Origin of the sequence: Methylobacterium aerolatum, from assembly GCF_022179085.1 — a bacterium.
In the GTDB taxonomy this organism is placed as follows: domain Bacteria; phylum Pseudomonadota; class Alphaproteobacteria; order Rhizobiales; family Beijerinckiaceae; genus Methylobacterium; species Methylobacterium aerolatum.
Genome location: NZ_BPQE01000012.1, coordinates 35,514 through 47,828 on the forward strand (window position 1 = coordinate 35,514; position 12,315 = coordinate 47,828).

Consider the following 12,315-nt stretch of genomic DNA (forward strand, 5'->3'; position numbering starts at 1 on the left):
GTCAGCCGACATATTCGCGTCCGAGATAGGCGGCGACGACGTCCGGGTGCCGGGCGATCTCGGCCGGGCTGCCGCTGGCCAGCAACCGGCCGAAGGAGAGGGCGACGATCCGGTCGCACAGCGCCATCACCGTCTTCATGTGATGCTCGACCACGATGAGCGTCAGCCCCTCCGCCCGGAGCTGGCGCAGGAGGGCGACGATCTCGGCGGTCTCGGCGTGGTTCAGGGCGGCCATCACCTCGTCGAGGAGGAGGACGGTCGGCTCGGTGGCCAAGGCCCGGGCCACCTCCACCCGCGCCCGTTCCGGGAAGGAGAGGTCGCCCGCCTTCTTGTCCGCGATGCCCGTGAGCCCGACACGCGCGAGGCACTCGGCGGCGAAGGCGCGCGCGCCCGCCACGTCCCGCCGCAGCAGGCCGCCGATCAGCACGTTGTCGAGCACGCTCGCATCGGCGAACAGGGCGACGTTCTGGAAGGTCTTGGTCAGGCCCAGCGCCGCCACGCGGTGGGGCGCCAGCCGGGCGATCTCGCGCCCCCCGAGGAGGATCGAGCCGGAATCGATCCGGTGCAGGCCGACGAGGGCGCTGAACAGCGTCGTCTTGCCCGCCCCGTTCGGGCCGATCAGCCCTAGGATCTCGCCCCGGCGCACGTCGAAGGTGACGTCGCCCAGCGCCTGGAGGCCGCCGAAGCGCTTCGAGACGCCCCGGAGGGAGAGGATCGGTTCGGCGCTCACGGCGTGCCCTTCCCCTTGCGGCGCCACCGTTGTCCCAGTGTCGCGAGGCCGTGCGGCTGGATGAGGATCACGGCGATGAGGATGAGCCCGTAGGCGAAGCCCGACAGGCCGGCGACCTGGCTCGACAGGAACAGGTTCGCCGCCTCCTCCAGGGGGATGATGACGAGCGCCCCGATGATCGGGCCGACGACGGTGCCGACGCCGCCGACGATGGCGATGAGCGCGACCCGGATGGAGACCGGCGCGGCGCCGAACACGGTATCGGGATCGAAGAAGAAGTTGAGCTGCGCGAACAGGGTGCCCGTCATGGCCATCAGGCCCCCCGACACCACGGAGGCGATCAGCTTGGTGCGGGCCGTGTTCACGCCCACCACCTCGGCCGCGTCCACGTTCTCCCGCACCGCCCGGAGGCGGTAGCCCAGCGCCGAGCGCTTGATGGCGACGAAGACGCCCGTGACGAGGCAGAGGGCGGCCAGCGCGATGTAGTAGTGCGGCAGCGTCGATTTGAAGTTGAACAGCCAGAGGGAATCGGGGGCGAAGGGCACCGAGATGCCCGCCGGTCCGCCGGTCAGCCCCGACCAGGAATTGGCGACGACCCGCATCACCTCCCCGAAGGCGAGCGTCGCGAGGGCGAAGTAATGGCCCGAGAGCCGCATCGTCGGCAGGCTGATGAGCGCCGCCGCGGCGGCGCCGAGGACCCCGCCCGCGAGCATCCCGATCCAGGGCGAGAGGCCGACATGCACGAGGAGGAGCGTCGAGGTGTAGGCGCCGATGCCGAAGAACGCCGCGTGGCCGAGCGACATCTGGTTGGCGAGCCCGCCCACCACGTTCCAGCTCTGCGCCATGGCGCCGAACAGGAAGACCAGCGTCGCGACGCGGATGGCGTAGCCCTGCGGATCGAGCCCGAGGGGCAGGGCGAGGGCGGCCGCCAGGGAGGCGGCCGCGCCGAGGGCGAGGGGCCGGCTCATCGGCGTGCTCCGAGCAGTCCCTCGGGCCGGAGCGCGAGCACCGCGATGAAGACGCAGAACAGGACGAGGTTCTGCAACTGGATCGGGAAGACGAGGCCCGACAGGGATTGGACGATGCCGACGAACAGGCCACCGACCACCGCGCCGGCGATGGAACCGAGCCCGCCGATGACGACCACCGTGAACATCAGCACGACGAACTGGCCGCCGACCGTGGGCGAGACCGTCAGGTAGGGCAGGATCACGGCGCCGCCGAAGGCGGTGAGGCCGACGCCCAGCCCGAAGGCGAGGCGCCGCATCGCGTCCGCGTCGATCCCCGAGAGCCGGGCCGCCATCGGATCCTGCGCGGTGGCCCGCATGGCCCGCCCGTAGGGGCTCGCCCGCAGGAACCACCACAGCGCCAGCCCGGAGACGGCGGACGCCGCGAAGGCGAGGAGGTAGGGGACGCTCACGAAGAGCGGCCCGAGCCTCAGCGCCTCCGCCTGATAGGGCGTCGAGACCGAGCGGTAGTCGGATCCGAACAGGAGGAGCGCCCCGTTCTCCAGGACGATGAGCAGCCCGACCGTCAGGAAGATCTGCGCGACCGGGGGGGCGTTCATCACCCGGCGGAGCAGGAGTTCCTGCGTCAACATCCCGATCCCGCCCACCACCACGAAGGCGATGGGCGCCGCGAGCAGCGGATCCAGGCCGCAATAGGCCCAGAGGAACCACGCCACGAACATCCCGAGCATCAGGAACTCGGCCTGCGCGAAGTTCACGATGCCCATCACGCCGAAGACGAGGGTGAGGCCGATCGAGATCACGGCGTAGACGCCGCCGATCATCACGCCGTCGAGGACGGCCTGGGTCAGGGCGAGCATCTGCGCGTCAGCTCTGCCAGAGGGCCTTGCCCTTCGCGTACGGCTCCGGCCACACGGTCACGAGCTCCTTCTGCCGCCATTGCACCATCACCGGCACGGAGAGCGTGTTGAGGCCGTTGGCGTCGAACTGGACGGCGCCGCCCGTCATGGCCCGGGTCCAGCCGCCCTCGAACCGGGCGCCCGCCAGGGCGGCGCGGATGGCGGCGGGATCGGCCTTGCCTGCCTTCTCGATGGCCTTCGCGAGCACGTCCATGCAGACGGCGTGCTCCAGCGCCTCGTGGACCATGAAGTAGCCGTAGCGCTTGCGGAAGCGCTCCGTCAGGTCCGGCGCGAGATCGTAGTTGGCGGGTGCCACCGACAGCACGCCCTCGGCGAAGGGGCCGAGGCCCTTCTCGAAATCCGGGATCACGTAGCCGGCGGCGCCGCCGATGGCCGGGATGGTGATGCCCTGCTGGCGCATCACCCGGATGATCTGCAGGCTGTCGCTCAGATAGGAGACCGGGAAGACCGCCTGGGCGTTCGAGGCCCTGAGCTTGTTGATGAGGGGCGTGACGTCGGTGATCCCGAGGGGGTAGGCGTCGTCCATCACGATCTGGACGCCCGCCCGCTTGGCGCCCTCGCGCAGGCCCACCGCCTGGGCGGTGCCGTAGGCCGTGTCCTCGTACATGATGGCGACGCGTTCCAGGGTCTGCCCGGCCGCCTTGGCGATGGCCAGCGTGCCGTCGAACTGCGCGGCGCCGATCACCGAAGCCTTGGCGACCACCTGGAACACGTTCTTGAAGCCGCGGCCCGTCACTTGGTCGGCGAAGGACATGGTGAGCAGCGGCACGTCCCGGCGCTCCGTCACCTCCGAGATGGCGATGGTGAGCGAGGAGGCGAAGGCGCCGAGAATCGCGCTGACGCGGTTCTGGGTGATCATCCGCTGGGCGACGTTCGCGGCGTTGGTCGGCGTCGAGGTGGAATCCGCGATGACGAGGTTGATCCTGGCGCCGCCGAGCGCCTTGATCCCGCCCGCCGCATTGATCTCTTCGGCCACGAGTTCGATCCCGTTGCGGGAGTTCACGCCGAACTGGGCGTTCGCCCCCGAGAGCGGCACGGCGACGCCGACATTGACGGTCTCGGCCGCCCAGGCGCTCCGCATCAGGGCCGGCGTCGAGATGGCCCCGGCGAGACCCGCCAGCGCCGCGCGGCGCGTCGGACGCGCTCCTCCGCTCACCCGATCCGCCATGGTATCCTCCCTCCGAGCCTTCGGGACCGATCCCGGCCCCGCGGAGGGGATGGCCGCGCCCGCACCATGCCCCGCCCGGGGGCGTGAGTGGCTGGACGGTCCGCGATGTCTCCCCCGCTTTCTGTCAGATTGTCTGACTGTTTCCGCAAAAGCAACGCCCCTGAAGGCGATTTCCGCGACGAATCGCGGGGTCTCTACGCGAGGGGCGGGTTCGGATCGATGGGGAGTTCGCGGATTGTCTGGCGATCATGCCGCTGACCCTACCGCCTGAAGGCGACCGGGTTGAACGCCAGACCGTTCTGGATGAAGGCCCGGAACCGGGTGTCGTGCCCTCCATGCATCGTCTCCGTGTTGGAGACCGTCTCGGGTGGGGGCTTGGCCTTGGCGGCGCTCGAACTCTTCTCGATCGCGGGCCTGCGCTGAGTGAGGCCGCCTGATGGAAGCTCCTCAGATGAGGTCGTCCGCATCGTGGCTCCGGATCGCGCGTCGGGTCCCGGAAGAGGTCCGACCTCTCGCAGGGGAAGGCCGGTGAAGGCCCGCGTTGCGGTTGCAGGCCGGCACCGGATCGGGGCGGCGGGTCCGGTGGGGGGCGACGGCCCCGGGCGAACGGTATGCGTGCGCCGTCAACGACGAAGAAGCGCGAAAGTCAGATCCTTCGCCATCGATCGCCACCGGGGGCGGCCGTTGTGGACCGCCCGATAGGTCCCCCCTGCGACCCGGGCCGAGAGGCGCCGGAGCGCTTCGGCGCGCGTCCCGGCCCGGTAGATCGCGTCGCGCTCGTCGAGCTGCCTCAGCGCGCTGCGGAAGAAGGCGACCGCCCGCGCCCGATCAAAGAGCGGGAACGACTCGGCCGTCGTGTCCGGGAGCCGCTCGACGACATCGATCATACCGGACGTGGCGGTCCTGTAGACGCTCGACTTGTCGGCGATCGATTCCAGCTTCTCGATCCGCTTGCGCTCTCCGTTGCCGAACAGGTTGTTCTCGTGTTGGCGATAGCGGACCAAGGGGACATCGATCTCGACGATCCGCCCGACGACCTGTGACAGGAACATCACCCATCGGTCGTGGGCAAGGAGTTCGTCGGGGTCGATAAAATCGATGAAGCGATCATCGAGATCCCACAGATCGAGCAGATCGCGGCGAAACACCATCGAGAAGCCGAAGAAGGTCCCCCAGGGGTCGTAGCTCAGGGGCGGCACCACGCCGTGACGCTTGATCCCCTGCCGGAAGGGGCCGAGATCGCGATTGTCGGAATCCACGCTGACGGCGGCATGGACGATCATCGAAACCGTGCGATCCTCCATGTGGCGGGAACAGAGCTCGAGTTTCCTCGGGTCCCAGATGTCGTCCTGATCGCAGAAGGCGACGAAGCGGCCCGAGGCCGAGAGGGCGGCTCTCAGGAAATTGGTGCGATAGCCCAGCGCCGGCACGTTCCGGATGATCTTGAACGTGATCGTGCCCGCGGACAAAAAATCCTGGACGATCTTGAGTGTATCGTCCGTCGAGGCATCGTCGGAAACGATGATTTCGAGCGGTGGGACGGTCTGGTGGAGAAGAGTATCGAGTTGCTGCCGGATGAATCTCGAACCATTATGCGTCGCGAGAACAATAGAAATTCCATGTTCATACGGCATGCTGTCTACCTTGCGGACAAAATGAGCATCGTGCGCTGCCATGTGCAGAGAGACGGACGTGTCGGGTTATCGGTTCTTCGTTCCGCAGCGTTTCGAGCGGCATGCAGCGCTCTCTGAACATCGGTCGCTCTGATGTGTCACGGGTGTTGGCTCATGTGGTCCCTGTGCTTCGTGTGCCTGCCTGTTTTATAGCTCCGAAATAAAGAAAAGAACTGTTCCGTCGCAAATCAACGGGGTGTTTGTGCCGTGCATTTTCATAATCTCTTCATGGAATGCAAGGGTGCCCGTGAGCGTGTGGGTCCATCGGCGTCGGTCCTTTGGCGGGGTCCGCTTCGACGAGTCGGGGGGCGTGGGCGCGGATTATCGCAAATCCGCCCCGTCCGGTCATGCGGGCGGTGACGCCATTCGGCGACGTCCCGCCACGTCCCGTCGTGGTTGAGGCGGTCACTTCTCGCGGAAGGCGCGCCGGGCCTGATCGACGAGGGGCTTCGTCAGGTACGACAGGACCGTCCGGTCGGCGGTGCGGATGAAGGCTTCCACGGGCATGCCGGGGATCAGCTTCGCCCCGTCCAGCCGGCCGAGTTCGTCCTTCGTGACCCCGAGGCGAACGAGATAGAAGAAGCTCCCCGTGCGCTTGTCCTCGCTCACGTCGGCGGCGACGCGGCTCACGTGCCCGTTCAGTTCCGGCGTGGTGCGCTGGTCGAAGCTCGGGAAGCGAAGGCCTGCGGCCTGGCCGGTCCGCAACCGGTCGATGTCCTGAGGGGCCACGCGGACCTCCACCACCAGGGAATCGGCCGTGGGCACGATCAGCATGATCGGCTCGCCGGGCGTGATCACCCCCCCGCGGGTATGCACGGACAACTCGTGGACGTAGCCCGTCTGCGGCGCGCGGATCTCGATGCGCTGCAACTGGTCGAAGGCGGTGATCCTCTGCTCGGTCAGGGTCGCGGCCTTGGCCCGGTTCTCCGCGAGGTCCTTGGCGACCTCGCTGCGGAGGTTCTGCTCCAACTGGATGATCTGCAGTTCCGTCTCGGAGATCTTGCCCTTGGTCTGCGCGATGGTCGCCACGAGGACGCCGCGCTCGCCCTTCAGGCGGGACATGTCGCGCTCCAGGCCGGTGAGGCGGTTGAGCTGGACGAGGTTGCGCTTCCAGAGGCTCTCGACCCCCTCGTACTCGCGCCCGATGATCGCCGTCTCCTGCTCCTTGGCGGCCGCCTGCTCTTCGAGGCCCTTGATCTCCTCGCGCAGCTGCCCGATCCGCTGCTGCAGCTGCGCCTTCTGGCCGTCCCGCGCATCGCGCCGGAACCGGAACAGCTTGCGCTCGCCGTCGGTGATCCGCGCGACCTCCGGGCCCGCCCCCGCGAGGTCGGACGGGACGGCGACGGCGTCGCGGCCGTCGCGCTCCGCCTCCAGGCGGGCATTGCGGGCAGCGATCTCCCACAGGCTCTTGCTCACGCTGTCGAAGGTGGCCCGCGCCGTCGTGGCGTCGAGCCGGATCAGGAGGTCGCCGGCCTGCACCCGCGCCCCTTCCTCCACCAGCAGGTCCGCCACCACGCCGCCGGTGGGATGCTGGACCTTCTTGATGTTGCTTTCGACCACGAGGGAGCCCGAGGCGATGATCGCGCCGGACAGTTCCGTCGTCCCGGTCCAGGCCCCCGCGCCGAGCGCCACCGCGACGATGGCGCCGACCCCGGCGATGTGGCGCCTCAGCGAGGCGCGCGTGCCGGCGGTGGGATCCGCTGCCGCCGCCGCGGGCGTGTCGGGCTTGGTCATGCGACCCTCGTGGGTACCTGCCGCGTCAGCGCGTTCAGCTTGGCGAGAACCTCGTCCCGGGGCCCGTGCAACTGCACCCGCCCGTCGGCGAGGACGAGGATCCGGTCCACCGCCGTCAGGGCGCTCGGTCGATGCGCGACCACGACGGCGATGCCGCCGCGGGCCCGCACCGCTTGCACGGCGGCCGCCAGGGCCCGGTCGCCCTCGACGTCGAGGTTGGAGTTCGGCTCGTCGAGGACCACGAGGAACGGATCGCCGTAGATCGCCCGCGCCAGGGCGATCCGCTGCCGCTGGCCGCCGGACAGGGCGAGGCCCCCCGGCCCGATGCGCGCATCGTAGCCGCCCGGCAGGCGCAGCACGACCTCGTGGACGCCCGCCGCCCGCGATGCGCGCAGAAGCGCCTCGGGATCGGGCTCGGCGTCGAACCGCGTGATGTTCTGGGCGATGGTGCCGTCGAACATCTCGATGTCCTGCGGCAGATACCCCACCGCGCGGCCGAGGGCGTCGGGGTCCCATTGGTCGATCGCGGCGCCGTCGAGGCGGATCACGCCCCGGCTCGGCCGAGCGAGGCCGACCAGGGCGCGGGCGAAGGTCGACTTGCCGGATCCGCTCGGACCGATCACCCCCAGCGCGCTCCCGGGGGCGAGGGCGACGTTGACGTCGTGGAGGACCAGCGTGTCCGTGCCCGGCGCCGCGATCGTCAGGGCGGTGACCCGCACGCTCTCCCGCGGGGCCGGAAGGGGCGTGAGGGCGCCCGGTTTCCGCTGCGGCAAGAAGGCGACGAGCCGGGTCCAGGCGTGGCGGGCCGCCGAGAAGGACTTCCAGTTGGCGATCGCGAGATCGACCGGCGCCAGGGCGCGGGCCGAGAGGACGGTGGCGGCCAGCATCACCCCCGCCGTCGCCTCCTCCCGGACCACCAGGTAGGCGCCGAGGCCGAGGATGCCCGATTGCAGCACGGTTCGCGTGAGGCGCGCGGCGGCGCCGAAGCCGATGGCGAGGTCGTTGCCGGCGATCGCCGTATCGAGGTTCCGGGTCGCCCGGTCCTGCCACAGCGCCGTCATCCGCGCGCGCATGCCGAGCGCCGACAGGAGGGGGGCCGTCCGGTGCGCCATGTCGACGAAGGCGCGGCGCTCGCCGGCCACCCGCACGCCCTCGCGGGTCGAGGCGGCGGTGGCCCAATCGGTCACGAGGGTCAGCAGGCACAGGAGCACCGCGCCGGCGGCGATGGCCGTGCCGAGCCACGGATGGAACAGGAAGCAGACGGCGATGTAGAGCGGCACCCACGGGAGATCGAAGAACGCCGTGAAGGCGAGGCTCGCCAGGAAGCCGCGCACCGTGTCGAGGTCGCGCAGGGCTTGCGGGCCCTCGTCGGTGCGGGGCATCTCGGCGCCGCGCGCCAGCAGGGTGCGGAAGATGCGCCCGCCGAGCCGCTCTTCGACGAGACGGCCGAAGCGGGCGAGGATCCGGGCGCGGAAGACTTCCAAAACGCTCTGGATCAGGAACAGGATCAGCGCGATGCCCGCGAGGCCCACCAGCGTCGCGACGCTCCGGCTCGGTAACACGCGGTCGTAGACCTGCAGCATGAAGATCGGCGCCGTCAGCATCAGCACGTTGACGAGGCCGCTGGCGACCATGACCGTGACGAGGGAGGCCCGGCCGTCCCGGGCCGCCGCCCGGATTTCCCGCCATGTCGCGGCACGCACCGCACGCTCGTCGCTCACGGGCGCAACTCCAGCTTCTCGAGGGTGCGGGGGGGACGTGCCGTCGCGGCGCCCCCGCCACGGCGTGTGGCGGGGGCGCGCGTGCTCAGAGGCCGAGCAGGTGGAGGCCGGTCGTGGCGCCGTGCGCCATCGGATCGGCCTGGGCCGCCTGGGCATGGCCGCCGAGGTCGAGGGAGGCGAGGCCGAGATCGGCCATCGCCTCGTGGGCGGTGCCGGCCTCGGCCGGCGCGGCGCTCGCCACCGGGACGACGTCGTGGAGCAGGCCGACCAGGGAATCGGCCGTCTCACCGGTCACGGGGAAGGCGATGTGGTCCCCCGTCAGAAGGGTGGCACTGGCCACGCCCGGCGCGCCGGAGGGCGCGGTCAAGGCGCTCGCCTCGACGGTGTGGGAGGGGTCCGTGCCCGGCGACAGGACGGCGACGTCGGCGGCGGGCGTCGCCGTCGCGGGGCCGGCCGAGACACCGACGAGCGGATGGCTCCCGGACGCGTTGCCCGTCAGGTCCCCGAGCAGGCCCCCGAGCGGATTGCCCGCTCCGCCCACTCCCGCACCGGCGAGGAAGCCCGTCACGGAGCCGGCCACCGCGCTCGCCGCCTCGATCCCATGCCCGGCATCGGCGACCGTCTGGCCGATGGCCGTCGTGCCGCCGCCGCTCGCGACGGCGCCGGGCAGGTTCGCGGCATCGGTCAGGATGGTGCCGGTTTCGCCCAGTTCCCCGAGGCCCAGGGTGGTGCCGAGCCCGATCACCGAGTGGACGGGATCGTTGAGGACGGGCGTGGCGTGGCCGACCTGCTCCAGGTTCGCATGGACGCCGTCGATCAGCTGGTTGGCCGGATCGGCCACCGGCTGCGCCGGAGCGCCCTGGCCCAGCAGGGCCCCCGCTCCGCCGAGGGGCGATCCACCGCCGAGAAGCGATCCATCGCCACCGAGGCCGCCCGCGAGGCCGGTGACGCCGCCGAGGAGACCGCCGGCCGCGCCCGCCACCGCACCGGTATCGGTCAGGATCGGCGAGAGCACGGAGAGGCCCTGCCCCTGGAGGAGGCCGCCCGGCAGGTCCGCGACGTCGGTGAGCAGGGTGCCGCTCTGCCCGAGATGGCCCAGGCCGACCGTCTCGCCAAGGGCGGTCAGGCCATGGACCGCCTCGTTCAGCGGCGCCACCTCGTGCCCCACGGTCTCGAGTGTCGTGTGGAGGTTGAGGATGCCGGAATTGGCGAGGGTGGCGACCGGCGACAAGGGACCGTCGCCCGCCAGCAGGCCGCCGTCGCTGAGCGTTCCGGTCAAGGAGCCCAAGAGCGTGTCGGTGGCGCCGAAGACCTGGGCGAGATCGGTCAGGACCGGGCTCGCCGAGGCCAGGCCGCCCCCGCCCAGGAGGGAGCCTGGCAGCGTCGAGAGGTCGGTCAGCAGCGTGCCGGCCTGGCCGAGATGGCCGAGTCCCACCGTTTCGCCGAGGCCCGTCACCGCGTGGAGCGGTTGATTGAGGATGGGGGTCTGATGCCCGGCCTCCTCCAGGGTGGCGTGGGTCTGGAGCACCGCCTCGTTGAGGATCGTCGCCGCCGGCGCGAGGGCGCCGCCGCCGCCGACCAGGCCGCTCCCGGCTGCGGGCGCGGCCGCGACCGCCCCCACCAGCCCGTCGGCACCCATGGCGATGCCTCCCGCGTCGGTGAGGATCGGAGCGAGGCTGGCCGGATCGGCCGGGTTCGCGGCGAGGCCGCCGAGATCGGTCAGGAGGTTGCCGCCCTCGCCGAGATGGCCGAGCCCGATCGTCTCGCCGAGGGCGGTCAGGCCGTGGAGTGGTCCGTTCAGGGGCGCGACCTCGTGGCCGACGGTCTCGAGCTGCGCATGGGTGTCGAGGACGATCTGGTTGGCGGGCGCCGCGAGGGCATCCGGAAGCGCCGAGGGATCGGCCTCGCCGGAGGCGGCATCGGTGGTGCCTTCGATCAGGGACGCGATCGGACCGAGACTGCCGAGTTGTGTCGTCGAGAGGGCCGTCGAGGACAGGAATGCGCCCGGCCCGCCGAGCCATTCGAGGGATCGCGAGGGCGACCCGAGCAGTGAAAGAGGAGATGTGGACATGAATACCTCCAGTTTCACCGGCCAACCCTGCACTCAATTCAGAGTTGCAAAATCTGAGGCCGTGAGCCGCCGCTGGAGTTAATGGTTTGTAAGAGTTTGCGTCGATTTTTTCTGTTTTTTCACCGCCGATCTGGCGCCGATGCCTGTCCGCAGCGCATTGTTGTCATGCCACGGATCGTCACATTGAATTCAGAATGAGCGAATGCACTCATTCCGTCCAATATGCGGCGCGGCGCCGTCTGTATTCGGCGCCAATTCGTCCTTCGTTAACTGTGCGGTATTGGTCCGTGAACTCGCGCACAGGTTGAAAGTTGACGGGCATCTCATTGTTGGCTGGTGACGATCATGCCGCACTCGATATTGATCAAAGAGCAGAAAGGCGATGCGGAACGTCCGCCGGAGCTGATCGCATACGACATCGACAGTATCGCCTTGGCCAATCGACTGGTTCGCTCCATCGCCAAGGCCAATCGCGTCCACGGCTTCGATCCGGAGACCCATCAGCGCTGGTTCAAGTTGAAGGACTCGATTTTCCACGTGTACAGGCTGAAGGTCGAGTACAAATGACACGATCTTCCGGCGTCGCGGCGGACATCGAGGACGAACGTTCGTCCCGAGGCGCGCCCGCCGCGCCGCCGGTTCGGAGGCGAAGGGGCGCGTGAGCCGGGGACCGCGACGACGAAGCCCGCCGCGACGGGGTCGGGCGGGCTTGTCGGAGTCGGTCTGCGCGGATCGGAGGCGGCGCCTCGGCCCGTACTCGCCGACACGACGGCGACCGGCGAGGGGGCACGCGCGCGCGTCGCGGTGTTTACGCGATGTCGTTTTACCCTCTATCGCCGCGCCCTCCCGCCCGCGCATCGCTCCGCTCGCAAGGGATGTGAAGCGGGGGCGACCCGGATATCCCGGAGAAAGCCTTAGAAGAAACCGGGGCGCCCATAGCCACGGCCGTAACCGTGCCTGTAGCCGCGACCGTAGCCGAAGCGATGGCCGTAGCCGTGGCCCCGTCCGTACCCGTAGCCCCGCCCCCGGAAGTGCGGCCGGCCGTAGCCCCGGTGACCGTAGCCGAAGCGCGGGCCGCCATAGCCGTACTGGACGTCAGTCACCGCGGAAGCCGCCTCGGGAACGGCCCCGATGCCGATCTGCGATGCGGAGGCCGGCAGGGGTGCGAGGAACAGGCCGGTCGCGAAGAGTCCGGCCGTCAGTGCTGATGTCTTGAACAAGGGCTTGCTCCAGGCCACGCTCGTGAATGTGCCGCGTTGGCCGAAGGCAACCCCACCGACCCTCGGACCGTTCCAAGTTTCCTCGCTCCCCCGCACGGCTACAGAGCCTG

General features: G+C 69.8%; 11 protein-coding genes. 1 reads left to right on the plus strand and 10 read right to left on the minus strand.

The genetic code is table 11. The annotated features are described in order from the left end of the window. Window position 1: 1 nt before the first annotated feature. The 9 genes from MFF06_RS09350 to MFF06_RS22650 form a co-directional block, all read right to left on the minus strand. Complete coding sequence (locus MFF06_RS09350; RefSeq protein WP_238203159.1) at window positions 2-730, minus strand: ABC transporter ATP-binding protein; 729 nt, start codon at window positions 728-730, stop codon at window positions 2-4. Further along, complete coding sequence (locus MFF06_RS09355) at window positions 727-1,698, minus strand: branched-chain amino acid ABC transporter permease (RefSeq protein WP_238203161.1); 972 nt, start codon at window positions 1,696-1,698, stop codon at window positions 727-729. Before MFF06_RS09355 ends, MFF06_RS09350 begins: the two co-directional genes overlap by 4 nt. Then, complete coding sequence (locus MFF06_RS09360) at window positions 1,695-2,558, minus strand: branched-chain amino acid ABC transporter permease (protein ID WP_238203163.1); 864 nt, start codon at window positions 2,556-2,558, stop codon at window positions 1,695-1,697. The genes MFF06_RS09355 and MFF06_RS09360 overlap by 4 nt, the downstream gene beginning before the upstream one ends. 7 nt (window positions 2,559-2,565) lie before the next feature. After that, entirely contained in the window at window positions 2,566-3,786 is a 1,221-nt protein-coding gene (locus MFF06_RS09365; RefSeq protein WP_238203165.1) for an ABC transporter substrate-binding protein, read from the minus strand. Window positions 3,787-4,046: 260 nt separating this feature from the next. Beyond that, the gene (locus MFF06_RS09370) at window positions 4,047-4,253 is read right to left on the minus strand and encodes a hypothetical protein (protein WP_238203167.1); all 207 of its coding nucleotides are present in this window, start codon (window positions 4,251-4,253) and stop codon (window positions 4,047-4,049) included. A gap of 156 nt (window positions 4,254-4,409) precedes the next feature. Continuing rightward, a complete protein-coding gene (locus MFF06_RS09375; RefSeq protein WP_238203169.1) occupies window positions 4,410-5,462 on the minus strand; it encodes a glycosyltransferase in 1,053 nt (350 codons plus the stop codon). A 402-nt stretch (window positions 5,463-5,864) separates the two neighbouring features. Then, the gene (locus MFF06_RS09380) at window positions 5,865-7,193 is read right to left on the minus strand and encodes an HlyD family type I secretion periplasmic adaptor subunit (RefSeq protein ID WP_238203171.1); all 1,329 of its coding nucleotides are present in this window, start codon (window positions 7,191-7,193) and stop codon (window positions 5,865-5,867) included. Beyond that, window positions 7,190-8,914, minus strand: a complete 1,725-nt coding sequence (locus tag MFF06_RS09385; RefSeq protein WP_238203173.1) for a type I secretion system permease/ATPase — start codon at window positions 8,912-8,914, stop codon at window positions 7,190-7,192. Before MFF06_RS09385 ends, MFF06_RS09380 begins: the two co-directional genes overlap by 4 nt. Window positions 8,915-8,999: 85 nt before the next feature. After that, the gene (locus tag MFF06_RS22650) at window positions 9,000-10,985 is read right to left on the minus strand and encodes a hypothetical protein (RefSeq protein ID WP_283207258.1); all 1,986 of its coding nucleotides are present in this window, start codon (window positions 10,983-10,985) and stop codon (window positions 9,000-9,002) included. A gap of 345 nt (window positions 10,986-11,330) precedes the next feature. Between MFF06_RS22650 and MFF06_RS09395 the strand changes: the two genes are divergently transcribed. Then, window positions 11,331-11,552: a hypothetical protein gene (locus MFF06_RS09395; protein WP_238203175.1), complete on the plus strand. Its 222-nt coding sequence runs from the start codon at window positions 11,331-11,333 to the stop codon at window positions 11,550-11,552. A gap of 347 nt (window positions 11,553-11,899) precedes the next feature. Here MFF06_RS09395 and MFF06_RS09400 read toward each other — a convergent pair whose 3' ends face one another. After that, window positions 11,900-12,205 (minus strand): hypothetical protein, encoded by a 306-nt coding sequence (locus MFF06_RS09400; RefSeq protein WP_238203177.1) that lies wholly within the window; start codon window positions 12,203-12,205, stop codon window positions 11,900-11,902. Window positions 12,206-12,315 lie beyond the last annotated feature (110 nt).

Bases quoted from the DNA above. Each gene is read 5' to 3' on its own strand.
- MFF06_RS09355 (WP_238203161.1), bottom strand. From the start codon at position 1,698: ATGAGCCGGCCCCTCGCCCTCGGCGCGGCCGCCTCCCTGGCGGCCGCC.
- MFF06_RS09360 (WP_238203163.1), bottom strand. From the start codon at position 2,558: ATGCTCGCCCTGACCCAGGCCGTCCTCGACGGCGTGATGATCGGCGGC.
- MFF06_RS09365 (WP_238203165.1), bottom strand. From the start codon at position 3,786: ATGGCGGATCGGGTGAGCGGAGGAGCGCGTCCGACGCGCCGCGCGGCG.
- MFF06_RS09370 (WP_238203167.1), bottom strand. From the start codon at position 4,253: ATGCGGACGACCTCATCTGAGGAGCTTCCATCAGGCGGCCTCACTCAG.
- MFF06_RS09375 (WP_238203169.1), bottom strand. From the start codon at position 5,462: ATGGCAGCGCACGATGCTCATTTTGTCCGCAAGGTAGACAGCATGCCG.
- MFF06_RS09380 (WP_238203171.1), bottom strand. From the start codon at position 7,193: ATGACCAAGCCCGACACGCCCGCGGCGGCGGCAGCGGATCCCACCGCC.
- MFF06_RS22650 (WP_283207258.1), bottom strand. From the start codon at position 10,985: ATGTCCACATCTCCTCTTTCACTGCTCGGGTCGCCCTCGCGATCCCTC.
- MFF06_RS09395 (WP_238203175.1), top strand. From the start codon at position 11,331: ATGCCGCACTCGATATTGATCAAAGAGCAGAAAGGCGATGCGGAACGT.